The sequence below is a fragment of the Pseudarthrobacter sp. S3 genome (genome assembly GCF_050156905.1).
GTDB lineage: Bacteria > Actinomycetota > Actinomycetes > Actinomycetales > Micrococcaceae > Arthrobacter.
In genome coordinates, this window is the sequence record NZ_CP189583.1 from 2,282,712 (window position 1) to 2,304,964 (window position 22,253).

A 22,253-nucleotide genomic window follows, 5' to 3' on the forward strand; every position below is an offset into this window, starting at 1 on the left:
GAGGCGGTGGGGAATAGACTTGGGCGGTGCAAGAGCAAGACAGCCGCGCCACGGCCTACACCACCCTCGCCTTGGGCCAGGACTTCCGGCACGAGATCGAGATCAAACGCTCCAGGTTCATTACCGTGCTGGGCCGCGCCGACAATGAGGACACCGCCCGGGACCTGGTGGCCGGACTGCGCCGCGAGTTCCACGACGCCCGCCACCACTGCTCGGCGTTCGTCCTGGGACCGGACCGGGACATCCAGCGCTCCAATGACGACGGCGAACCTTCGGGCACCGCCGGCATCCCGATGCTGGAGGCCATCGTCAAAAGGGAAACAGCACCTGGCGTGACTGACCTCAGCGACTTAAGTGCCGTCGTCGTCCGCTATTTCGGCGGCATCCTGCTGGGCGCCGGCGGACTGGTGCGCGCCTATTCGGAATCGGTGTCCGCCGCCCTGGAACGGGCTCCCCTGGTCCGGCGGAGCCGGCTGCGGCTCTGCTCTGTGTCGGTGCCGCATGCCGCTGCCGGACGGCTGGAGAATGATCTTCGGGCGGCCGGGTTTGTGATGGCGGAAACCAGCTACGGAGCGCAATACACGATCCTGCGCCTGGCAGTACCCGACGAACCTGAGCAAATCACTGCAGCCACCGAACGCGTGCTGTCGCTTACCGCCGGGAGAACCGGGCTCACGCCGGCCGGAACGGAGTGGCTCGATGTCCCGCTCCCCTGAGGTCCGCCTGGCACACGTCGACGAACCCACGCTGGAGCGGCTGCTGGAACTGGCGCAGCGGGACGCGTCCGCGGACGACGCCACGCCGCCCCTTGGCAACGGGACCGGCTGGAACACGGAACGCATCAACTGGTTCCGAAACTTCCACCGGTCTGCGGCCGCCGGATTGGACGGACCAGGCGCGGAAAAGAGCTGGGCTGTTCTCTGCGACGGCAGCCCGGCCGGTTCGGTCAGGCTCAAAATGATTGACGACGGAACGGCACAATCCGGAACTGCTGAGACAGGCATCTGGCTGGGCCGGAACTACCGTGGCCTCGGTGTGGGCGGCGCCGCGCTGATGCTGGTCTTGGCGGAAGCCCGCCGCGCCGGACTGCGGCAGATGCAGGCCCACACCACGGCAGGCAACGTAGGTGCGCAGCGGCTCCTCACCGCTGCCGGCGCGGTATTAACGCACGGCGACGGCGGCGCGGTGAGTGCCGTCGTCGTGCTCTCATCTGGCTCGCAGTAGACGCACCGAAACCCGCGTTTGGGAGCGTTCAGGTTTGGGAGCGTTCAGTGCCGGTCAAGTGGCCGCCTGAACACTGCGGGTTAAGCACAGCGGGCCCCTGCTCTCGCAGGGGCCCGTTGTGCTGGCCCGGGAAGCCCCGGGCCGGTGGCAATTAGTTGCCGGTCAGCTTCTCGCGCAGAGCTGCAAGAGCCTCGTCCGAAGCCAGGGTACCGGCGCCGGTGTTGGACTCGGCAGCAGGCTCGGAGGAGTAGCTGGTGGTGCCTGAATCGCTGTCACCGGACGTTGCAGCTGCAGCGTCGTCGGCAGCGTGCTGGGCAACCTGCTTCTTGTGTGCTTCCCAGCGGGTCTGGGCGTCAGCGTACTGCTGCTCCCAGACGGCGCGCTGGTTCTCGTAGCCTTCAAGCCACTCGTTGGACTCCGGGTCGAAGCCCTCCGGGTACTTGTAGTTGCCCTCTTCGTCGTACTCAGCGGACATGCCGTAGAGAGCCGGATCGAATTCGGTGGACTCGGCGTCAACGCCCTCGTTGGCCTGCTTGAGGGAGAGCGAGATACGGCGGCGCTCGAGGTCGATGTCGATGACCTTGACGAACAGCTCGTCACCAACGGAGACAACCTGCTCAGCCAGCTCCACGTGGCGGACGGCGAGTTCGGAGATGTGCACGAGGCCTTCGATGCCGTCTTCGACGCGGACGAACGCACCGAACGGAACAAGCTTGGTGACCTTACCCGGTACAACCTGCCCGAGGGCGTGGGTGCGGGCGAAGGTCTGCCACGGATCTTCCTGCGTAGCCTTGAGCGACAGGGAAACGCGCTCGCGGTCCAGGTCGACTTCGAGAACTTCGACGGTGACTTCCTGGCCAACTTCGACAACCTCGGACGGGTGGTCGATGTGCTTCCAGGACAGCTCGGAAACGTGCACGAGGCCGTCTACGCCGCCAAGGTCCACGAATGCACCGAAGTTGACGATGGAGGAAACAACGCCGGGACGGACCTGGCCCTTCTCCAGCTTGTTGAGGAACGTGGAGCGAACCTCGGACTGGGTCTGCTCGAGCCATGCACGGCGGGACAGCACAACGTTGTTGCGGTTCTTGTCCAGCTCGATGATTTTGGCTTCGATCTTCTGACCGATGTACGGAGCGAGGTCGCGCACACGGCGCATCTCGACGAGGGATGCGGGCAGGAAGCCGCGCAGACCGATGTCGAGGATAAGACCACCCTTGACAACCTCGATGACGGTACCGGTAACGACACCGTCTTCTTCCTTGACCTTCTCGATGTCGCCCCAGGCGCGCTCGTACTGAGCACGCTTCTTGGAGAGGATCAGGCGGCCTTCTTTGTCTTCCTTGGTGAGCACCAGGGCTTCGACGAGATCGCCAACGGAGACAACGTCTCCGGGATCAACGTCGTGCTTGATGGACAGCTCGCGGGAGGGGATGACACCTTCGGTCTTGTAACCGATGTCGAGCAGAACTTCATCGCGGTCGACCTTGACGACGGTACCTTCGACGAGGTCTCCGTCGTTGAAGTACTTGATGGTGGCGTCGACTGCTGCGAGGAAGTCCTCAGCGGTACCGATGTCGTTAATGGCGACTACGGGGGTACCGGGCTTCTCGGTGGAGGTGATGGTCATGTAGTAGGGGCTCCGTTGTGGATAGTTAGTTGGTCAGGCAAACCGCCGCGCCCGCGTTATGGAACGCAGGCGCAGGTCTTCGGGCGATCACAAGGATCTTCCGGGTCTTCCTGATTTGTGGATTTTAGAAACGTGCACGTAGTACGCGCCCACTTATTCTAGTCGCAGCGGCCAACGGGGGTCAAAGCGCAGGCAACACGTCGCCCAGTCGGGCGAACGTGGTTCCGCCGCCCTTAAGTTGTGGCAGCGCCTGCCGGAAGCCAGCGGCTGTGCCGCCGCCGGGCTTATTGAAATGCGCTATGACGATGTCGCCAGGACGTGCTGTGGCCACGGCGGAGGCAACCGCCGCCGGCGCCAGCGTGGCGCCGGCGTCGGCGTTGATGCTGAAGTTGACCGGCAACATGCCCAGACGCCGGGACATCGCGGCGGCCACCTCGTCGAAATAGGCTGTTCCGGAGCGGAAGAACCGTGGCTTGTGCCCCGTCACTTCCCGGAAGACATCCGCGCAGCCGGTGAGTTCGTCATATACGTCGGCCACATTCCTGGTGCCTGGGATGCCATAGGCTGATTTGCCGGTCACGGACAACGGCCGGTGCTGCCAGCCATGGTTGGCCAGTTCAAAGAGCGGGTCGTGCGCCAACTCGGCGGCGACCTGCCGGTTTGACTGGATCCACCGGGCATTCACAAAGAGGGTGGCCGGGATGTTCAGCCGCCGGAGCGTAGCGAGCAGCTCCTGGTCGACGCCGGATCCGCCGGGGCCGCCGCAGGCATCGAAGGTGAGCACCGTATGACTGCCTGGCGACCTGGTGACCACGCCGGTGACGCCCAGACCCCACTCGGTCGGCCGGCGGCCGTCGAATTCCGTCACCAGCTGCGCTTTTGACGGAAGCGGGACCGCGGCTGCCGTCGCGGCCGGGACCTGCGACGGTGCCGCCGACGCTTCTGGCCCGTTTGGCACGGGCGGGGCAAGCACCGCGGGGTCCCCGTGTTCATCCGAAAGAGCCACAGGCTCAATCGCGGCCGTGTCCGCCGACGAACAGGTTGTCACCGCAGCAAGAACGCCGGACGCCAGACCGAGCAAAATAGCCCGGCGGCCAGTCCGCCCGGCCACACCAAAATCCCCCATGAATTGTCCTTGAACGAGGCAGGAGCCCCTAGAAATGGGTCAGGCAGTGGGTGGCCCGCTCAACCGCGAACATCCCCCGTGCCCGGAGCGACGCGCCCTGCTTGTGTTCACGGATTCGCCCAGCCGAAGTCAGCGTAACCGGACAGACCGCTCCCAGATAAATTGATGACAGGGCGGAGACATCCAATGTCAGGTCAGCCCCGGCTGTCTCTTCCAGGCGTACGACGGCGGCCTCGCCGCCGCTGACCTCCAGGGCAAACGTTCCAGACGTGAGGCCAAGCAGGTCCTGCACGTCGAGCACAAGCCTGCCATCCTCCGGGTAATGCCGAGCCTCCAGCGCCTGGGCCACGTCCAGGATGCGGAGCCAGAGCATGTCCCGGCTGTCTGAGGAGTCGATGCAGCGCGGATCCGCCAGCGCCCAGGTGAGCGGGTCATCCAGCGGCGCTTCCTCCCACGTGACACGTTCCACCAGGTCGATGGCGCCGAGGAACTGCCAGAGCTCCAGGTACGCCTCGTTCGTGGCGGCCACAAGGTCCACTACCTGCATGGTGTAGGGCTCGGTGTCCCAGCCGAGGAATTTGTAGGAGACGTAGCCGTCCACGGCACCGTCGGGGCCGTAATGCAGGGCCACCTTGACGGCGGGGTCTTCCTTGCCGTCTTGCCCCAGGGACCCGGAAGCCAGTTGCCGGTACCACTCCTGGCGGCTGATCGATCCCGGGGTCAGGCGGTGCACGCGGTCGAAGACCTCCGGCGCAAGGTCCAGCAGCACACGCGGGTCCGCGATGTCCACGTTGCCGGCGGCGTGGAAGTTGAGCTGGAAGCGGGACGTGGTGTCAACCTTCACCGTGCGTTCGAAGCTGGCCACCCCGTAGCCGAACCGTCCGTAGATAGAGCCCTCGGACGCTGTCAGGGCTGCCATTGCAAGGCCATCCTGCTTCGCCATGGCCAGGTCCTCGGACATCATCCGGCGCAGCAGGCCGCGCCGACGGTGTGAGGTCCGGACCGTCACCGCGGTGACAAGCTGGGTTTCCAGCAGCCTGCCGAAGCCGATGTTGAGCGTTTTGCGCAGGGTCCCGAAGGTTGCCACGGGCACGTCCGCGGGGAGGGATCCCGGCGCGATTTCCCGCGTCTGGTAGGCGCCGGTGAAGATCCGCCGGTCAGCTGCGTAGGTCTCCAGGGATTTCGCAACGTGTTCCGGCGTGCGCGTGGGTTCGTGGAAGCCAAAAGCCACCGCCTTTACCCACGATTCGGCGTCGGGGTAACCCGCCTCGCCTTTGGATGCCGCTGTGAAGCGCCGGATTTCATAGTCATCACTCAGTTCAGCCACACCGCCGAGCCTAACCAATGATTCCGGCGCCTGGCCAACAGCAACACGCCGGCCGTTCCCCCAGGCGCCGCGCTCCCGCCTCCTAGTGGCCGGCGTCGTACCAGCTGGGGCCCACGCCGATCTGGACATCCAGCGGGACGCTGAGGTCCGCGGCCGAGCCCATCTGCTCGGTGACGAGCTTCTCCACGGCAACACGTTCGCCGGCGGCGACTTCCAGCACCAGTTCGTCGTGGACCTGCAGGAGCATGCGCGACTTCAGGCCCTGAGCGGCCAGTTCAGCATGCACGCCCAGCATGGCGCGCTTGATGATGTCCGCGGCCGATCCCTGGATGGGTGAGTTCAGGGCGATGCGCTCCGCGTTTTCGCGCAGCTGCCGGTCCGTGCTGGTGAGGTCCGGCAGGTAGCGGCGTCGACCCTCGATGGTGGCCGTGTAGCCGTCCACCCGGGCCTGGTCCACCACGCCGCGAAGGTAGTCGCGGACGGCGCCGAACCGGTCGAAGTAGTCCTTCATCAGGGTGCGGGCCTCGTCCACGGAAATTTCCAGCTGCTTGGACAGGCCGAATGAGGTCAGGCCATAGGCGAGTCCGTAGGACATGGCCTTGACCTTCGAGCGCATGGCGCTGGTGACTTCCTCGGTGGGCACATGGAAGATGTTCGAGCCCACAAACCGGTGGAGGTCTTCGCCGTCCTGGTAGGCCTGGATCAGGCCGGCATCCCCCGAAAGGTGCGCCATGATCCGCATTTCGATCTGCGAGTAGTCCGCGGACAGCAGGCACTCGTAGCCGTCGCTGACCACAAAGATGCCGCGAACGCGACGGCCTTCCTCGCTGCGGATGGGGATGTTCTGCAGGTTCGGGTTGTTCGAGGAGATGCGGCCCGTCGCTGCCACGTTCTGCGCATAGGTGGTGTGGATCCGGCCGTCCTCCGTAACGGACTTCTTGAGTGACTCCAACATCTGGCGCAGCTTTGAAGACTCCCGGTGCGCCATCAGCTGGACCAGGAATTCATGCCCGGTCTTTTCCAGCAGGTTCTTCAGCGACGCGGCATCGGTGGTGTAGCCGGACTTGATCTTCTTGGTTTTCGGCAGTTCGAGTTCGTCAAAGAGCACGGTCTGCAGCTGCTTCGGCGATCCGAGATTAACCTCGTGGCCGATCGCGGCGAAGGCAAGTTCCTGCGCGTTGTCAATTACCTTGGCCAGATCAGCGATCTGCTCGTCCATCCGCGGCAGGTCGATGGCGATGCCCGTGGTTTCCATGTCGGCCAGCACGCGGCTGACCGGCAGCTCGAGGGTGGTCAGCAGGTCCCCGGCCTTGCGTACGGTGAGTTCTGATTCGAAGTGCAGGCTCAGGGACCGGACCACAGCCGCTACCTGCACCAGGGCACCGGCAGCGGCGGCGTCGTCGCCGTCGAACGCCAGCTCCAGCTGGCCCGCCTTGGAGGCCTCCGACGGGACACTGACGTTGAGGTGATGCTGGGCCAGCTCCGCAAGTTCATACGTGCGGCGGTCCGGCTGGATGAGGTAGCCGGAAATTGAGGTGTCGTCCACCACGCCTTCCAGGCCAAGGCCCCGGCTGGAGAGGGCCTTCAGCGCAGCTTTGTAGCCGTGCATGACCTTCGGGGAGTGTTCATCGCGCAGCCAGTCCGCGAGGACATTTTCGGCAGCGGCGTCCTGTGCAGCGAGATCGACATAGACGGCGGCGTCGTCACGGACGATGGCCAGTGCGGCGGCGTCCTCGCCGATGCGCCCAGGGACCAGGTCGACGGCGACTGCCGAGGTCTTGCCAGCGCCGGCCGCCAGGAAGGCACCCAGCTCAGCTGCCTCGGCAGGGATCACGAAGTCCGGCGTGGCGATGCTTTCGCGCTCCGCGGATTCCACTTCCTCGCTGCCGTACAGGGCAAAGAGGCGGGTACGGATGCTCTTGAATTCGAGCTCGTCGAACAGCGTTTCCAGGGCGGCCTCGTCCGGCCGCGGTTCGGCGAGGTCGTCCAGCGTGAGCGGGAGGTCAAGGTCTGTATGGAGCCTGTTCAGCCGGCGGTTGCGCTTGACGTCCTCGACGTTGGCACGCAGGGAGTCCCCTACTTTTCCACCGATTGCATCCAGGTGCTCAAGAACGCCCTCGAGACCGCCGTATAGATTGATCCACTTTGCCGCGGTCTTGGGACCGACGCCGGGAACACCCGGGAGGTTGTCCGCGGTCTCCCCCACCAACGCGGCAAGGTCCGAATACTGGGCGGGTGTCACAAAATACTTCTCCTGGATGGCGGCCGCGTCCATCCGGGGGATGTCGCTGACGCCCTTCCTCGGGTAGAGCACAAAAACGTTGTCCGTGATCAGCTGGAAGGCGTCGCGGTCGCCCGAGACGAGCAGTACTTCAAAGCCTGCCTTTTCCCCCATGGCGGCGAGGGTTGCCAGGATGTCATCAGCTTCGTAGCCGGGCAGTTTGATGGTCTTGATACCCCAGGCGCCCATGACCTTGTCGATGAGGTCGATCTGGCCGCTCATCTCACGGGGAGTCTCGTTGCGTCCACCCTTGTACTCGCTGTACTCCGCTTTGCGGTGGGTGGTGTCATCCGAGACGTCGAAGGCGACGCAGATGTGGGTGGGCTTCTGTTCCTTGATCAGGTTGATGAGCATGGAGGTGAAACCGTGGATTGCATTGGTGTGCTGTCCGTTGGCGGTGGAGAATTTGTCCGCCGGAAGGGCGAAGAAGGCGCGGAAAGCCATCGAATGGCCGTCAAGCACCAGAAGCCGCGGCTGGCCGGTGCTGGGAACCACTGGGGCTTCCGTAGCGGAGACCCGGCCTCCGACCGGCAGGACGTTGATGTCCTGTAAGGCATCTGCAGCGTCAAGCGCAGTAGTTTCGGTCGGGAAGGGGGCCGGTTTGGTAGTTTCACTCACAGGTGCCAGCCTAGTTGCCATGATGGACAATTTCACGCCCGGGCCCTTCACTGAGGAATTGGTCACAGCAGGCATCCCGGCGGACCTCCACGACTGGCTCGGTCACATGGGCATCGGCGCGCTGGTCGTGAAGATGGCGATCCACTTCCTGGAGATGAGCCCGGAACGGACGGTGGCCACCATGCCGGTGGAAGGGAACACCCAGGTGGCGGGCATCCTGCACGGCGGCGCCCATGTGGTGCTGGCCGAGACGCTGGGATCTTTCGCTGCCGGGATGCACGCCGGCCCGGGCAGGCACGCCCTGGGCATTGAAGTCAGCGCGACACACCACCGTGCGATCGCCGCGGGCACCGTAACAGGCACCTGCACGGCAATCCACCTGGGCCGGACCCTGACAACGCATGAAATTGTGATGACCGACGAAAAAGGCCGCCGCCTCTCCACGGCACGCATCACCAACATGCTGCGGGACAACGAGCCGGCGGAGGCCTGACAGCTTGAGGCAGTCAGGCCGCTAGCGGGTCGGATCCGGGGCTGCCAGGGTGTAACGCAACTCCACGATCCCCCGCCCCATGGTGCGGGACGCCGTCAACTCCAGCGGCGTCGTCGGGCCTTTCAAAGGGAGCAGCCGCTTCCCCTCGCCCAGGACGACCGGGATGACCGACAGGATGAGTTCGTCCAGCAGCCCGGCATCGGCGAATTGCGCAGCGAGGTTGCCGCCGCCCACCACCCATACGTTCTTCTCACCGGCGTGATCCTTGAAGTCCTGGATGAACTCCTGGACGGGTCCGCGGACGAACGTGATGTCCGTGCCGGCCGGGGCCACGTGTTCGTGCCGGGTAAACACATAGCAGGGTGTGGAAGGGTACGGCCAGTTGTCGGGTTCGTGCTCCATCAGCCAGGCGAATGTGTCGCCGCCCATAACAATGCAGCCGACGGCGGCCATGAAGTTTTCGTAGCTTTCCTTGCCGCCCTCGAAGCCGTCGAATTCGAGGAGCCAAGCCAGGTCATCCTTCGCGGTGGCAATGAAGCCGTCGATGGAGGCCGCGACGAAATACTGGATCCTGGACATGGAACCAGAGTAGCGCTGCGGTGTGGACGGGCTGAAGGGCTACTTGCTGAAGTAAGGAATGATCAGGTAGAGCCCGAAAAGCACAGCCAGGCCGCAGAGGCCAAAGCAGGTGTAGGCGAAGTAGCGCTTGGCGCGGGGTGAGGCCTGCTCGGCGTCGCCGGCGATGGCCGTCAGCCGCACGCCCAGCGAATACAGGACCACCACCGTTACTGCGGACACCAGGGTGGTGCCGGCCACGGTCAAGAGTTCCAACCACTTCATAGCTGCGCATCCTTCTGCTGGTCCGCCTTGGCGGCGTCCTTCTGCTGGTCTGCCTTGGCGGCATCCTTCTGCTGGTCTGCCATGGCGGCATCCTTCTGCCGGCTCGCCTTGGCACGGGCCCGGGCGAGGGCTTTCTTCTGGGCGAAGCGGACGGCGTGGCCCGCTTCTTCGACTTCCACGGCATTGTGGTGGCCCACCGACGACTTGCGGGAGTAGACGAACATAAACAGCACCGCCGCGGTGCCGGCGACGGCGGCAATCGCCACACCCACCACGCCCGTCTTCACGACCAGCGCGGTCAGCGCGCCCACAATACCGGCAGCAGGAAGCGTGAACAGCCAGCCCAGGGCGATCTTGCCCACCATGTTCCAGCGCACCGTGGTTCCTTTGCGGCCCATGCCGGACCCGATCACGGAGCCGGATGCCACCTGCGTGGTGGAGAGGGCGAATCCCAGGTGGGAGGAAGCCAGGATGGCTGAAGCGGTGCTGGTCTCGGCCGCGAAGCCCTGGGCGGGCTTGACCTCGGTGAGCCCGGAGCCCATGGTCCGGATGATGCGCCAGCCGCCTGTGTAGGTGCCAACAGCGATGGCCAGGGCGCACGCGGTGATGACCCAGAACTGCGGGCCCGAGCCCGGGGCCTGGGTGCCGGCGGAAATCAGCACCAGGGTGATAATGCCCATGGTCTTCTGGGCGTCGTTGGTTCCGTGGGCCAGCGCCACGAGGCTGGAAGTGAAGATCTGGCCGGTGCGGAACCCGCCGCGCTTCTGTGTCAGCTTGCTGCCGGTGTCAGGATCGTGCCGGGATGTCAGCGCATAGGCGAGCCGGGTGCAAAGGTACGCCACAAGGCCGGCAATGAGAGGGGCGAAGATCGCCGGCAGGATAACCTTTTGGAGTAACGTTTCCAGGTTCACGGAATTAAAACCGATGCCGGCGATGGCCGCGCCGATCAGCCCGCCGAACAACGCATGGGATGAGCTGGACGGCAGGCCTTTGAGCCAGGTGATCATGTTCCAGAGGATGGCGCCCATAAGCCCGGCGAAAATAATTTCCGGGGTGATCGGGACACCGTCGGAGCCTTCCCGGATGATGCCGCCGGAGACTGTTTTGGCCACTTCCGTTGAAAGGAAGGCACCAACCAGGTTCAGGATTGCGGCGAGGGTCACTGCCGTCTTCGGTTTAATGGCACCGGTGGCGATGGGCGTAGCCATCGCGTTGGCGGTGTCGTGGAAGCCGTTAGTGAAGTCAAAAAATAGTGCCAGTCCGATGACCAGCGCCACCATAAAGGTGATGTCCACCTGTTGCCCAATCTGCAGAGACGACGTTCAGCAGTTCCATTACCCCCGCCTGCCCTGCACAGCGTAGTTCACCTGCAGTTCACGTGGAATGACCTGCGGTGTTAACAGAGCCGGGTTGAAACCTTATCGATCGTACGCGCCCCTGGCATCAGGTCAAAACAGCTGCTTGGTGGCAAACGCGCTGACGGCGGCCAGCTCGGCCGGAGAAATTCCCCGGCGGGGGTCAGGCGACACGGTCAGGATCCGCGGGCCCAGGAAAGCGGCCCAGCCCATTGCTTGCTCTTCATACCGGAGTTGGTCGTCGATCCACACGATGCCATCCGGGTCGCTGGCCGCCAGGTCCTCTTGGAGGGCGGCCAGCTTCCACCAACCCTCCCCCGTTCCGCCGCCCTCCGCCGTCAGGCAGGGCCAGCGGCTGCCGGCCAGACCGATAGCCGGACACAGGTACTCCGCGGCCATGTCCTCCCAGCTGGTGAGCCACACAAAGCGGACTCCCGGCGCGCGGGAAAGTTGGTTCAGCCCGTCAACCAGCTGGCCAGCATAAGCCACTTCGAGCAGACCGGCATTCGCAAGGCGCCAGCCGGTACCCCACGGTGTATCGCCCGTTGCTCCGAACGGGCACACCACGCCGTCGACGTCCAGGTACAGGGTGATGTTCCGCATATCGCACTCCCTTACGCCGGCAGACCGGGCCTGGGCAGTAGCTGGTTGAGGGCTGCACACAGCAATCGTTGCATTGGGTGCAGCCCTCCTAAAGGATTCCTGGACGAAGCGCCTGCAGTCTGGCTTGAAGCAGCACCTACGGCGCGGGAGCTGCCTGCGGGTTGTTGACGTTGACCAGCCAGGCAGTACCGAACCGGTCGGTGCACATGCCGAAGATGTCGCCCCAGGGCGCCCGTTCGAGCGGAACGGTGACAGTGCCGCCGTCGGCGGTCAGCTTGTCCCAGTAGCCGCGCAGTTCAGGTTCGTCGTCGCCGCTGACGGAAACCGAAATGGAGCTGCCGCTCGCTAGGTCCATGCCGTTGGGCGTGTCAGCCCCCATTAGAACCAGGCCGTTGCTGGCCGTCAGAATGCCGTGCATGATCTTGTTGGCTTCCGCCGGATCTTCGCTGGCGTGGAACTCCCCGAACGTGCTGAGGGCCAGGTCACCGCCAAACACTGACTGATAGAAGGTCATCGCCTCCCGGGCGTTCTCGCGGAAGCCAAGGTAGGGGTTGAGCGTCGTTGGCATGGCCGGTTCTCCTTGTGGTGCGGACGTGAAACGGACTCGGAAACAGTCAACATCCTGCCGCACTTCCAACCGCGTTCATAGGGTTATGGGACCCTGATTTCCTGTCGGGTTCAGTGCAAAAACCGGTACCCCTGCTGCTGGGTCACCAACCGCGGAGGGTTCCGGACCAGGAGTTCCAGGATGTTCCATTCGGTCGGCGTCAGCCTGACGACGTTCCCCTCCCTCGTAACCTGCCGCCGAGCCAAGTCCACCGCGAAGGCGAGATTGCTCCCGTGACACGCGAGATCCTGCGCGAAGCCGAACCGGATGTCACCAAGCGGCCGTGGGTGCATGTGGGCTGACCGTTGACGACGCCGGGAGCTCACCCCCCGAGCTGGTGGACTGTGAAGGCCGTCAGGAACCCTACGGAAGCGGTCAGTCCCGTGAGGTTGTGATGCTCCTCGAACGCTTCGGGGATCATGGTGTCGGCGAGCATCGCCAGGATCCCGCCCGCCGCGATCGCGGTAATGAAGGCTACGACGACGTCCGGCGCGTTCTCCAACGCCACGAACCCGATCAGCGAGGCGAGCCCGGACAACACGGCAATGCCTCCCCACACCCCAAAAATGTATCCGGTACTGCGGCCTGCCTTTTTCATCCCCGCAGTACCGGACAGACCCTCGGGAACGTTGGAGATAAACACGGCCACAAGCATGGCCGGGCTGACCGATCCCGCGGTGATGAGTCCGACGCCGAGAACTACCGACTCCGGGATCCCGTCGAGGAGGGCGCCGAAGGCGATGGCCGTGCCGCTGCCGGGGCGCTCCTGTTCCGACGGTTGCTGGCCGCCCGAGCGTTTGCGGTGTTTTGCGCCGGCCCGGTTCAGGAGCATGTTTACTCCGACGTAGACCACGGAGCCGGACAGGAAACCGGTCACCGTTGGCCACAGGCCTCCTCCCTCAACCGCCTCGCCGACGAGCTCGAACGCCAGGGCCGAAATCAGCACGCCCGCCCCAAAGGACATGATCGTGGAGACAAGTTTGGACGGTATGGCCCATTTCCACGACGCGGCCGCCCCCAACACCAGTGCGGCACCGGCCACGGTTCCCCACATCAACGCCTGAAGCCACATCGGCATGCTGCCACCTTTCGTTTTGTCCGCCCGGGACTCACCGGACTGACTGAACCTGTACGCCCTGAACCTATACGCCTTCGGCCTCGTACGCACGGAACCGTGCCTGTCTACTGGCAGGGGCGGCAATTGTCGTAGGCTCAGGGGCATGGCCAGATACTTTGATGTTCACCCCCAGGATCCCCAGCCCCGCGCCATCACGCAGGCCGTGAAAATCGTGCTCGACGGCGGGCTGATCGCCTACCCTACGGACTCCTGTTACGCCCTCGGCGCCCAGCTGGGCAACAAGGATGCGCTGGACCGGATCCGGAATATCCGCAAGCTCGATGACAAGCACCACTTCACGCTGGTATGCAAGGATTTCGCCCAGCTGGGCCAGTTCGTGAACATCGGCAACGATGTCTTCCGCGCCATTAAGGCCGTCACGCCCGGCAGCTACACGTTTATCCTGCCTGCCACAAAGGAAGTGCCGCGCCGGCTGCTGCACCCGAAGAAAAAGACGGTGGGCGTGCGGATCCCGGACAACCGGGTGGTCCAAGCGCTGCTGGCCGAGCTTGGGGAGCCGCTGCTCTCCAGCACCCTGCTGCTCCCGGACGAGGAAGACCCGTTGACCCAGGGCTGGGAAATCAAGGAACGCCTTGAATACGCTGTGGACGCCGTCATCGATTCCGGCGACTGCGGGGCCGAGCCCACCACGGTGATCGACTATTCCAGCGGCGTGGCCGAAGTGGTGCGTCGCGGCACCGGGGACCCGTCCCGGTTCGAGTAGACCGGGCTCAAACAGACTCAGTCCTGCTTGCGCGCCCGGCTCGGCTGTACCCGCATGGGCTCACCAGGCATCTTCGGGTAGTCCGGGGGGAAGGGCAGCTCGCCGAGGCCGGCCTTGAGGTCCCGCTCCCACCAGCCCAACAGCACGTCGATAGTTCCCGGATGCCCGTTCATGCCTGCCCAGGGATCTCCCACGGTCCTTAGCCGCTCGGGGACCGTCAGCATGGTGAAGTTCTTGGGATCCGCGCTGCCCAGTTCGTCCCAGCTGAGCGGGCAGGAGACGGGCGCATGGGCCAGCGCGCGGGGGCTGTACGCGCCGGCGATGGTCCGGTCGCGGTTCGCCTGGTTGAAGTCCAGGAACACCTTCTCGCCGCGTTCCTCCTTCCACCAGGCCGTGGTCACCTTGTCCGGCATCCGCCGCTCCAGCTCGCGGGCCGCGGCAATCACCGCGTGGCGGACGTCCAGGAATTCATGGTTGGGCGCGATGGGAGCGTAGACGTGCAGGCCGCGGTTCCCCGATGTCTTGATGAACGTTTCCAACCCGGCCTCCCCCAGCACGTCCTTCAGCGCCAGGGCGGCCGGGATGGCGTCGTCGAAGTCCGTGCCCGGCTGGGGGTCAAGATCGATCCTGAGCTGGTCAGGGTTGTCGGTGTTTTCTGTATTCGACGGCCACGGATGGAACACCACCGTATTCATCTGGACCGCCCATACAGCCGCGGCGGGTTCGTCCAGGACCAGCATGGGGTGCGAGCGTGCGCTAGGAAACGTCACCTTCACCGACCGGATGAAATCCGGGGTTCCCTTGGGCGGGTTCTTGGAGAAGAACTGGTCCCCCTCGACGTTGTCCGAGTACCTCTGCAGCGCCACGGGTCGGTCACCGTTCGCAGCAATGAACGCCTCCCCCACATCCACCATGTATCGTGCCAGGTCCAGCTTGGTCAGACCGAGCTCCGGCCAGAGCACCCTGCTGGGGCTGGAAACACGCATCTCGCGCTCGCCGTGCGGTCCCGGGACAGTGAGGGTGGTCTGTTCGCTCGCCATGGGGACAACCTACCCTGCGCCGCGCGCGGCGTCTGTACCTCGGCGCGTGGCCGCCGGTGATCCGGCATCATGGACCTATGGCCGTTGCTGAATTCCCTGTCACCTTCCCGGTCGGCGACGTTGAGGTCTCCGGCGTTTACGCCCGCCCGGACAGCCCCTTTGGGACCCTGGTGGTGGCGCACGGGGCCGGGGCGGGCATGGAGCACCCCTTCCTGATCGGGTTCACCCGGACATTGAACGACGACGGCGTTGCCACCTTGCGCTTCAACTTCCCCTACCGCGAGGCCGGCCGGAAATTCCCGGACCGGCCGCCCGCAGCCATCGCCGCCTGGCGCGCTGCCATGCAGGAAGCAACGCGGCGAGGAACCGAGCACGGTGATAGCGGACCGGTGTGGGCTGCCGGTAAGTCGTTTGGTGGCCGGATGGCGTCCATGGCCGTCGCCGAGGGAATGGAAAGTGCCGGACTCGTCTATCTTGGCTATCCCCTCCACCCGCCCGGCAAGCCGGAAAAGCTCCGCGACGAGCACCTTTACGGGCTAACGCTCCCCATGTTGTTCCTGCAGGGCACCCGCGACACCTTCGCGACGACGGAGCTGCTGGACGGTGTGGTCTCCCGGATCGGCTCATCCGCTGTCCTTGACTGGATCGACGGCGGTGACCACTCCTTCGCCGTCGCAGGAAAGAAGCGCGATGCAGCAGAGATCGGAGCGTCTCTGGCGCCGAAGGTAGTCGAGTTCATGCGGAGCCACGGTTGATGCGTCCATGACTGACTGATTTCTCCCCCGATGCCAGCCGCGCAAGGTCCACTCGGTTGGCTGCGCCCGTCTTCCGGAGAAGGTTCGAGATGTGCGAGCTGACGGTTTTCTCGCTGATCATCAACCCCCGGGCAATTTCGCCGTAGGTCCTGCCGGCCATCACATGTTCCAGGATGTCCTGCTCCCTTGGGCTCAGTCCCGGCAGCCTGGCTTCGTGGGGCTGCGGCCCGGGCGTTACCGGCGCCACCGGAATCCTCGCTTGGGCGGCAAGGCGTTCCAGTGCCACCCTGATGGGGGCCGCCTCAAGGTCCGCCGCCAGAGTCAGCCCCCGGCGGAGGAGTTCTGCGGCCTTGGGACTCCGATGGTGCCCTTGCAGCAGCAGCGCTTCCACGGCCCGCCTGCAGGCGTAGGCCTCTTCCCACGGCAGGTGCGCCGTACGAAAGGCATCGGCTGTTTGTGCCCATGCTGCCGCGCTGCCCGGCTGGTTCCGGACCCTGCCCAGTTCGGTGCTGTAAAGGAGTTCGAAAGCCGCCACTTGCCGGAAGTAGAACGCCGATTGGCCCGGGGGTTCGTGAAGGACGCCGGGAAAGCGTTCCTCGAGTTCCTTGGCGGCAACCAGCAGTTCCACAGTGGGGTGGCCCACGTCTCTGGCCAGCTGCGCCTGGTCGGCGAGCGCACGGGCAGCCAGCGGCAGCAGCCACTCGCACATCGTGGGTGGCGGCCCCGGGGCGGTGGCCCCTGCCATTGCCGCTGCGAATGCCAGTTTCGGCCGACCCGCGGCCACAAGTACTTCGGCACGGACGGCGTCATAGTCCAGATTGAGGCGTGCGGAGTTTTCCTGGTTTACGTGGTTCAGCTCGTCAGCCCGGTCGAGGTGGATGCCGGCGTCGACGTTCCTGCCTTGGAGCTGTGCCAGCCGCGCAGCGGTGAGCCGCACGCTCACTTCGCCCATTGGGCCCGGATCAAAGCTTAGTGCGATCCGCAGGGCCGCCCGGCACTGCCGCCATTCGCCGACGGCCAGGTAGCTGGCCGCTTCGTCGGCCGCGATCTTGGCAATGTACGTATGGGGTGCCCCCTGTTCCATCATTACCTGCCGAGCCCGACGCAGGAGGACCGCGTACTCCTCGCTGGTCCAAGGGCCCTGGGCGTTGGCCGTCCAGTATGTGGCATGCACGTACGCCCAGAAATCGCGGGCCTGGACCGCTTCCAGGGCTCCTTCGGCCGCCAGGTTGCGTGACTCGGCGGACCGGCTGGCCAGGTTCGCTACGATGGCCGCCGCGGTCAGCGCGTATGAAAGTGCCAGGTGATTGCCTGCCTCACGGGCAAGGGCGAGCGCCTGCCGTGACTGAGTCTCATGGGCAGGCTCGTCATGCCGCATACTCGCGTGGACCAGTTCGGCTAACGCGAGGGCGTGCTGCCAGCTGTCCGGCGCCGCGGCGGACAGCCGGACTGCTTCCCGGATGTCGGCCATCGGAAGGAAGGTTTGCCCCGTGGAGAACTGGAGATGCATGCGGCGCACCATCAGGTGGGACACTTCCAGCGGTTCGGCCGAGGCGTCGATGCACGCGAGCAACCCCTCGATGGCCTCGAGCTCGGTGAGTAATGCCCCGGATTCCCGGGCTGCGGCACGGAGCCTGTTCCAAAGCTCCCGCGGCCGTTCCATTTCGCTAGGCAAGGCGTCCCGCAGTTGCAGGGATCGCCGCAGGAGCCGCACGGCATCACTGAGTGCACCGTTCGCAGATGCCAGACCTGCCGCCGTAAGCGACCACCGGTAGGCGTCAGCCGTTCTACCCGCCGCATAGTAGTGATCGGCGAGGGATACGACGACGCCGGCCTCGGGCGGTGTGTCGTCGTCGAACTGCCGCTCGTAGAAGGCGGCGAACGCCGAATGCCAGCGCCGCCGTTCACCTGCATCGAGCCCCTGTTCCAGCGCTTCGGCGATGATCGGATGGTGGAACCAGTAGGTCCCGTCCGGAGCAAGGTCCACCAGGCCTGACTCCACTGCCGAGCGCAGCAGCGGCCGCACGCCATCGGCCTCGACGGCGGAACCAGCCACCGCGCTCAGTTCCATCGCGGCGGCCGCCCGGCCGCCAAGCGCCATGATCTGCGTCAACTCGCGGGCGCCGGCCGAGAGCCCACGCCATGAGCGCAGGACCGCCGACTTCAGATCGGGTGGGAAGCCTGGGGGCAAATGCCGGGCCCCGGCCTCCAGCCCCGTGACGAGCAGCAGGTTCAGATAAGGGTTTCCGGCCGAGCGGGTGAAAACCTCGTTGACAAGGGACTGATGCGCGGGAACGCCCAGGAGCCCGCTCAGCTGCGCCTCCGTGTCAGGCCGGTCCAATGGTCCCAGCGGGTGCACGCGGACCCGGGGCAGCCGCCGGATGTCGGTGAGCCACTGGTGAAGTCCCCCTCCCTGGCGGATTTCGTTGCTCCGCACAGTCCCGATCACACCCAGCGGCCGGTCACTCGGACCCGCCAGGACGTACATCAGCACATCGAGGGTGCTCTGGTCCGCCCAGTGGAGATCGTCGATTACCAGGAACACCGGCCTCAAACGGCTTTGCCCCGTGAGCCACTCATCGATCTGGACCAGCAAATCCGGACGCGCATCGCCGGACATGTCAGGCGGCAGCAGTGCCTGGCCGCCGCTGGCTGCCGCACGGAATGCTGATCTCAAGGCGAGGAACGGGACGTCCACGGACGCCAGCGGCAGGGCCCCGCCCATCAGCATGAGCGCTTCTGGCGGAGCGGACGCGCACGCCCGGCTGACCAGCGCGCTCTTCCCGACACCGGCGTCCCCGGCAACGATGAACGTCCTCGCTGTGCCGGCGCAGACACCGCTGATGACATCGGTCAGTTGCGCCAAGTCCGCTTCCCGTCCTACCAACTCCGGGCCGCCGGCATCCCACGGTGTCGCCACCATCCCAGCTTGCACCCCTGCCGCAGGCGCGTACAGATCTGAGGGTACTCCGTGTGCTTTTAAGGGGTCATGCCTGATGTGGTGCGAGGCATGGGCGACGGAAGGTGAAGGTGTCAGACCAAGGATTCTTTGAAAGGATTTGCCATGTACAAGCCCACCAAGCCTTCCCAACGGGCAGGTATTCTGCTCACCCTGGTCCTGCTTGCGCTCGGGCCCGATGCGGGTGCAAGCGCCAGGATGGATTCCGCATCCTCTGATGGGCGTCCCAGCTTCGAAAACTGCCTGCTCACCCGAATCGGCACTCAGCTGCTCCGCTGCGATAACTTCACCGGAGCAGGTGTCCCGGCTCCGTACTGGATCCCCGAACAGTAAGGCGCTCGGGATCAGCTGTGTCGGCTACGCGGCGTCCTCGTGCCACCAGCCTTCCCAGGCGGTGGAAGTCAGCCGGCCGGTGGGGAAATCGGTCTTCCAGATTCCGCCGTTGTGCGGGCGGTTGTCCTCTCCGTGGCCGGCGTCAAACAGGAGGTTCAGGCTACTCAAAAGCAACATATTGCGTCCTCTCGTGTGGTGGGCCGGACTACGTTGTCCACGTAGGAATGAGCCTAACTACGCCATGTTTCAGCGCGTCGACGCAACGTTTCGGCTACGTATCGGACATCTCACCTGTGCACCCAAAAGCAGAACGCTGGACGGGAAGGTGCTACATACGGGCTTTGGTCCGGGCAGTCGGCTGAGCCGTCCAGGGATCCTCCGGCCAGGGGTGCCTGGGATAGCGGCCGCGCATCTCGGACCGCACCTGCGCGTAGGGCCCGGACCAGAACGACGCCAGGTCATCCGTCACAGCCAGCGGCCGCCGCGCGGGTGAGAGCAGGTGGAAGAGGACCGGTACCCTGCCGTCCACCAGCCGCGGCGTCGCAGCCCAGCCGAAGCACTCCTGCAGCTTGACAGCGACAACAGGCCGGCCGCCGTCGTATGCGCCTGCCTGCCCGGGTACCGCGTGCCCGGATCCTGCCATGTCCGGCACGGCACCGACTGACCCGGCACTGCCCGACGCCGCATTGTCCGAAACGTCGGGATAGTCGATCCGCACCATCGATCCGCTCGGCACTTTCAGCGACTCAGGTGCCAGCTCCGCCAGACGGACCGCCTCGGGCCAGGGCAGCAGCCGCCGCAAGGGGTCGGTGAGGTCGATGCTGCTGGTGGCGGCGCCACCTGCCATTGCCGCGAGCTCCGGACCCAGCCAGGAGTCCAGCCGGGCCAGCAGGGCGGGTTCGGAAACATCAGGCCACGGCTCACCCAGTTCGCGGCGCAGAATGGCGAGGCGGCGACGCAACGCATCGGCCGCCGTCGACCATCCGATGGTTCCCAGCCCCTCCTTGGCGAGAGCGCGGGCCACAGCGGCACGGCCGTCCTCGGCGGAGGGGCGGACGGGGGTGGAGGACAGGCTGATGGCACCCAGCCGGCGTTCCCGCCTGGCCTTCACCCGGCCCTGGCTGAACTGCGCTTCCACCGTGTCGGTCAGGAGCTGCCCGGCGGCCGCCTCGGCGGTATCGGCGCTCAGCGGCGCCGCGGACCGGATCACCGCGCCGGTACCGGCGGCATCCCGGCCGGCGGCGCGCGAAACTTCCGCCACGGCCAGCCACTCCTGCCCGGCCAGCGGACTGCCCGCCGGCAACCCCGCGCGCGTGCCGGAGGACAGCAGGTACCGCGCCGGACCATCCCCCGGGACGAGCCGGGCCACGCGGTCCGGGAACGCCAGCGCGACGACGACGCCCACCGCCTCTGCCGCAGTCACCGGCGCGGTGCGCACCAGGGAGGCGATGGCGGACGGGCCGACGGCGGTGGCCTCCTTCCGCGCAATGGCCTCCAACCGGCGGGCGTCCTCCGCCCAGCGCCGGGCGGCGGGATCCTTCCCGGCGCGAAGTACTGTCAGCAGCCGGGTGAGATCGGCCCCCGGGGCCCGCTGGTCCCCCGCCACCAGGGCCACTGCTTCCGCTGCGGCGCGCTGGCCTACGGCCGCTGAGCCGCCGAGAAGTGCCCGGGCCAGCCGGGGATCGGCGGGGACCCTGGCCAGCGTCCGCCCCAGCTGTGTGGCCTGCCCGTCGCGGGCCACGGCTCCGAGTTCGCGCAGCACCTCTCCAGCCTCGCCCATGGCCGCGGCGGGAGGTGCATCCGGAAGCGCCAGCCCGGCGCCGCCCGGTGATCCCCAGCAAGCCAGGACCAGCGCAGCACCGGTCAGGTCCGCGACCGCAATCTCCGGTGTCACATGCGCCGGGGCGGCACCGTAGGTCCTCTGGTCGTAGCAGCGCACCACCCGGCCCGGACCCTGCCGCGCGGCCCTGCCGGCGCGCTGCTCCGCGGAGGCCCGGGAGCAGGAAACAGTCACCAGTCCGGACATGCCGCGGTTTGCGTCGCGGCGGGGTTCACGGGTCAGCCCGGAGTCGATCACCAGACGCACGCCGGGGACAGTCAGGGAAGACTCGGCCAGGTCCGTGGACACGATGATCCGTGCAGGGCCGCCCGGCCGGCGCCCCGACACTGCCTGGTCCTGCTCGGCTGGGCTGACCTGGCCGTGGAGTTCCAGCACCTCGGTCCCCGGAGCCGCCCGGCCGCGGAGGCGGGCCGCCACATAGGACACCTCCCAGGCGCCCGGGACAAACACCAGCGCATCGGTGCCCGCGTCCTGCGCCACCGCGGCCGAGTGGGCCTGCGCGGCCGTATCGGCAATGTGGTCCAGGAACCCGCGTGTGACCCCGCGGTCGTCCAGCCGCGCCACGGCGGCGGGCAACCACTCCACCTCCAGGGGGTACAGCGCTGAGGGGCAGTCGACGACGGGAGCAGGCCCGCCGCCGTCGTCCGCGGTCCCGGCGTCTTCTGTCAGGGGGTGTCTTGTCCCCGCATTCCCGGCGGCGCCCCCGATCAGGGCGGCGAAGCGGGGCGCGTCCAGTGTGGCGGACATCGCCACCAGGGTGAGGTCGCCGCGCAGCTGCCGCACTTCGGTGAGCATGCCCAGCAGCAGGTCGGTTTCGAGGCCGCGTTCATGGACCTCGTCCAGGATGACCGCGTCGATGCTCTCCAGGCCGGGATCATCGAGCAGGCGCCGCAGCAGGATCCCCGGCGTGACAAATTCCACCAGGGTGGCGGGCCCGGCCTGGCGTTCGCCGCGGACGGTGTACCCCACGCGGTCTCCGATCCGGCTGCCGTCCAAGGCGGCCAGGCGCCGGGCAGCTGCGCGGGCGGCCACGCGCCGGGGCTGGGTGACCACCACGCGCCGGGGCTTTCCTTCGGGTGTGGCAAGGTTGGCCAGCAGCGGCGGGACGAGCGTGGTCTTACCGGTGCCGGGCGGGGCCTGCACCACGGCCGTGCCCGCTGCACCGCCGGCGTGCAGCACGGAGGACAACTCCCCGAGCGATTCAGCAAAGGCCAGACCGGTACCGATGGCCGCCAGATCAAAGGTCCCCGCGGCAGAGGTGCTGGCGGCAGAGGTCTCCGCAGGGACAGCGGCGGAGTTGGTTGGCAATGTCACCCGTCCATTGTCGCCGCAATCCCGCACCGGCGTCAGCGCAGGTGCGCCCTGGATAGGTCAGACTGGA

The 22,253-nt window shown here is 66.1% G+C and carries 20 protein-coding genes; 6 read left to right on the forward strand and 14 right to left on the reverse strand.

The genetic code is table 11. The annotated features are described in order from the left end of the window. Positions 1 to 26: 26 nt before the first annotated feature. Both ACQCSV_RS10910 and ACQCSV_RS10915 read left to right on the forward strand, forming a co-directional pair. Positions 27 to 716: a YigZ family protein gene (locus ACQCSV_RS10910; RefSeq protein ID WP_354155859.1), complete on the forward strand. Its 690-nt coding sequence runs from the start codon at positions 27 to 29 to the stop codon at positions 714 to 716. Further along, a complete protein-coding gene (locus ACQCSV_RS10915) occupies positions 700 to 1,224 on the forward strand; it encodes a GNAT family N-acetyltransferase (protein ID WP_354155860.1) in 525 nt (174 codons plus the stop codon). Before ACQCSV_RS10910 ends, ACQCSV_RS10915 begins: the two co-directional genes overlap by 17 nt. 151 nt (positions 1,225 to 1,375) lie before the next feature. Here the strand turns inward: ACQCSV_RS10915 and rpsA are convergent, their stop codons facing one another. The 4 genes from rpsA to polA all read right to left on the reverse strand — a co-directional run bounded on the left by rpsA (position 1,376) and on the right by polA (position 8,032). Further along, positions 1,376 to 2,854: a 30S ribosomal protein S1 gene (gene rpsA / locus ACQCSV_RS10920; protein WP_185263559.1), complete on the reverse strand. Its 1,479-nt coding sequence runs from the start codon at positions 2,852 to 2,854 to the stop codon at positions 1,376 to 1,378. 181 nt (positions 2,855 to 3,035) lie between these two features. Then, positions 3,036 to 3,980, reverse strand: a complete 945-nt coding sequence (locus tag ACQCSV_RS10925) for a polysaccharide deacetylase family protein (protein ID WP_426938405.1) — start codon at positions 3,978 to 3,980, stop codon at positions 3,036 to 3,038. 28 nt (positions 3,981 to 4,008) lie between these two features. Next, the gene (locus ACQCSV_RS10930; protein WP_354155897.1) at positions 4,009 to 5,298 is read right to left on the reverse strand and encodes a GNAT family N-acetyltransferase; all 1,290 of its coding nucleotides are present in this window, start codon (positions 5,296 to 5,298) and stop codon (positions 4,009 to 4,011) included. Positions 5,299 to 5,389: 91 nt separating this feature from the next. Next, positions 5,390 to 8,032: a DNA polymerase I gene (polA, locus tag ACQCSV_RS10935; RefSeq protein WP_426939557.1), complete on the reverse strand. Its 2,643-nt coding sequence runs from the start codon at positions 8,030 to 8,032 to the stop codon at positions 5,390 to 5,392. Positions 8,033 to 8,225: 193 nt separating this feature from the next. On the opposite strand from polA, the gene ACQCSV_RS10940 reads away from it, so the two are divergent. After that, the gene (locus ACQCSV_RS10940) at positions 8,226 to 8,699 is read left to right on the forward strand and encodes a hotdog fold thioesterase (RefSeq protein WP_354155863.1); all 474 of its coding nucleotides are present in this window, start codon (positions 8,226 to 8,228) and stop codon (positions 8,697 to 8,699) included. A gap of 21 nt (positions 8,700 to 8,720) precedes the next feature. Here the strand turns inward: ACQCSV_RS10940 and ACQCSV_RS10945 are convergent, their stop codons facing one another. The 6 genes from ACQCSV_RS10945 to ACQCSV_RS10970 all read right to left on the reverse strand — a co-directional run bounded on the left by ACQCSV_RS10945 (position 8,721) and on the right by ACQCSV_RS10970 (position 13,182). Beyond that, positions 8,721 to 9,278 (reverse strand): dihydrofolate reductase family protein, encoded by a 558-nt coding sequence (locus tag ACQCSV_RS10945; protein ID WP_426938406.1) that lies wholly within the window; start codon positions 9,276 to 9,278, stop codon positions 8,721 to 8,723. 39 nt (positions 9,279 to 9,317) lie between these two features. Further along, entirely contained in the window at positions 9,318 to 9,539 is a 222-nt protein-coding gene (locus ACQCSV_RS10950) for a hypothetical protein (protein ID WP_354155865.1), read from the reverse strand. Further along, positions 9,536 to 10,834 carry an inorganic phosphate transporter gene (locus ACQCSV_RS10955; protein ID WP_354155866.1) on the reverse strand — a complete coding sequence of 433 codons (1,299 nt, stop codon included), beginning with the start codon at positions 10,832 to 10,834 and terminating at the stop codon, positions 9,536 to 9,538. The genes ACQCSV_RS10950 and ACQCSV_RS10955 overlap by 4 nt, the downstream gene beginning before the upstream one ends. Positions 10,835 to 10,987: 153 nt before the next feature. Beyond that, on the reverse strand, positions 10,988 to 11,497 hold the full coding sequence (locus ACQCSV_RS10960; RefSeq protein WP_354155867.1) for an HAD domain-containing protein: 510 nt from the start codon (positions 11,495 to 11,497) through the stop codon (positions 10,988 to 10,990). Between the two features lie 136 nt (positions 11,498 to 11,633). After that, complete coding sequence (locus ACQCSV_RS10965; RefSeq protein ID WP_354155868.1) at positions 11,634 to 12,065, reverse strand: VOC family protein; 432 nt, start codon at positions 12,063 to 12,065, stop codon at positions 11,634 to 11,636. Positions 12,066 to 12,426: 361 nt separating this feature from the next. Beyond that, the gene (locus ACQCSV_RS10970; protein ID WP_354155869.1) at positions 12,427 to 13,182 is read right to left on the reverse strand and encodes a ZIP family zinc transporter; all 756 of its coding nucleotides are present in this window, start codon (positions 13,180 to 13,182) and stop codon (positions 12,427 to 12,429) included. 142 nt (positions 13,183 to 13,324) lie between these two features. On the opposite strand from ACQCSV_RS10970, the gene ACQCSV_RS10975 reads away from it, so the two are divergent. Further along, complete coding sequence (locus ACQCSV_RS10975; RefSeq protein WP_354155870.1) at positions 13,325 to 13,945, forward strand: L-threonylcarbamoyladenylate synthase; 621 nt, start codon at positions 13,325 to 13,327, stop codon at positions 13,943 to 13,945. 17 nt (positions 13,946 to 13,962) lie between these two features. On the opposite strand, the gene ligD is transcribed toward ACQCSV_RS10975, so the two are convergent. Then, positions 13,963 to 14,985 carry a non-homologous end-joining DNA ligase gene (gene ligD, locus ACQCSV_RS10980; RefSeq protein WP_354155871.1) on the reverse strand — a complete coding sequence of 341 codons (1,023 nt, stop codon included), beginning with the start codon at positions 14,983 to 14,985 and terminating at the stop codon, positions 13,963 to 13,965. Between the two features lie 77 nt (positions 14,986 to 15,062). Between ligD and ACQCSV_RS10985 the strand changes: the two genes are divergently transcribed. Beyond that, entirely contained in the window at positions 15,063 to 15,740 is a 678-nt protein-coding gene (locus tag ACQCSV_RS10985) for an alpha/beta family hydrolase (protein ID WP_354155872.1), read from the forward strand. Here ACQCSV_RS10985 and ACQCSV_RS10990 read toward each other — a convergent pair. Next, a complete protein-coding gene (locus ACQCSV_RS10990) occupies positions 15,721 to 18,663 on the reverse strand; it encodes an AAA family ATPase (protein WP_354155873.1) in 2,943 nt (980 codons plus the stop codon). The two genes, ACQCSV_RS10985 and ACQCSV_RS10990, sit on opposite strands and share 20 nt — an antisense overlap. Before the next feature lie 141 nt (positions 18,664 to 18,804). On the opposite strand from ACQCSV_RS10990, the gene ACQCSV_RS10995 reads away from it, so the two are divergent. After that, a complete protein-coding gene (locus tag ACQCSV_RS10995) occupies positions 18,805 to 19,032 on the forward strand; it encodes a hypothetical protein (RefSeq protein WP_354155874.1) in 228 nt (75 codons plus the stop codon). Positions 19,033 to 19,056: 24 nt separating this feature from the next. On the opposite strand, the gene ACQCSV_RS11000 is transcribed toward ACQCSV_RS10995, so the two are convergent. Both ACQCSV_RS11000 and ACQCSV_RS11005 read right to left on the reverse strand, forming a co-directional pair. After that, positions 19,057 to 19,209, reverse strand: a complete 153-nt coding sequence (locus tag ACQCSV_RS11000) for a hypothetical protein (RefSeq protein ID WP_354155875.1) — start codon at positions 19,207 to 19,209, stop codon at positions 19,057 to 19,059. 151 nt (positions 19,210 to 19,360) lie between these two features. Then, positions 19,361 to 22,186 (reverse strand): ATP-dependent RNA helicase, encoded by a 2,826-nt coding sequence (locus tag ACQCSV_RS11005; protein ID WP_426938407.1) that lies wholly within the window; start codon positions 22,184 to 22,186, stop codon positions 19,361 to 19,363. Positions 22,187 to 22,253 lie beyond the last annotated feature (67 nt).

Bases quoted from the DNA above. Each gene is read 5' to 3' on its own strand.
- ACQCSV_RS10925 (WP_426938405.1), bottom strand. From the start codon at position 3,980: ATGGGGGATTTTGGTGTGGCCGGGCGGACTGGCCGCCGGGCTATTTTG.
- rpsA (WP_185263559.1), bottom strand. From the start codon at position 2,854: ATGACCATCACCTCCACCGAGAAGCCCGGTACCCCCGTAGTCGCCATT.
- ligD (WP_354155871.1), bottom strand. From the start codon at position 14,985: ATGGCGAGCGAACAGACCACCCTCACTGTCCCGGGACCGCACGGCGAG.
- ACQCSV_RS10995 (WP_354155874.1), top strand. From the start codon at position 18,805: ATGTACAAGCCCACCAAGCCTTCCCAACGGGCAGGTATTCTGCTCACC.
- ACQCSV_RS10975 (WP_354155870.1), top strand. From the start codon at position 13,325: ATGGCCAGATACTTTGATGTTCACCCCCAGGATCCCCAGCCCCGCGCC.
- ACQCSV_RS10990 (WP_354155873.1), bottom strand. From the start codon at position 18,663: ATGGTGGCGACACCGTGGGATGCCGGCGGCCCGGAGTTGGTAGGACGG.
- ACQCSV_RS10960 (WP_354155867.1), bottom strand. From the start codon at position 11,497: ATGCGGAACATCACCCTGTACCTGGACGTCGACGGCGTGGTGTGCCCG.
- ACQCSV_RS10985 (WP_354155872.1), top strand. From the start codon at position 15,063: ATGGCCGTTGCTGAATTCCCTGTCACCTTCCCGGTCGGCGACGTTGAG.
- ACQCSV_RS11000 (WP_354155875.1), bottom strand. From the start codon at position 19,209: ATGTTGCTTTTGAGTAGCCTGAACCTCCTGTTTGACGCCGGCCACGGA.
- ACQCSV_RS10915 (WP_354155860.1), top strand. From the start codon at position 700: ATGTCCCGCTCCCCTGAGGTCCGCCTGGCACACGTCGACGAACCCACG.
- ACQCSV_RS10945 (WP_426938406.1), bottom strand. From the start codon at position 9,278: ATGTCCAGGATCCAGTATTTCGTCGCGGCCTCCATCGACGGCTTCATT.
- ACQCSV_RS10965 (WP_354155868.1), bottom strand. From the start codon at position 12,065: ATGCCAACGACGCTCAACCCCTACCTTGGCTTCCGCGAGAACGCCCGG.
- ACQCSV_RS10970 (WP_354155869.1), bottom strand. From the start codon at position 13,182: ATGCCGATGTGGCTTCAGGCGTTGATGTGGGGAACCGTGGCCGGTGCC.
- ACQCSV_RS10940 (WP_354155863.1), top strand. From the start codon at position 8,226: ATGATGGACAATTTCACGCCCGGGCCCTTCACTGAGGAATTGGTCACA.
- ACQCSV_RS10950 (WP_354155865.1), bottom strand. From the start codon at position 9,539: ATGAAGTGGTTGGAACTCTTGACCGTGGCCGGCACCACCCTGGTGTCC.
- polA (WP_426939557.1), bottom strand. From the start codon at position 8,032: ATGGCTTTCCGCGCCTTCTTCGCCCTTCCGGCGGACAAATTCTCCACC.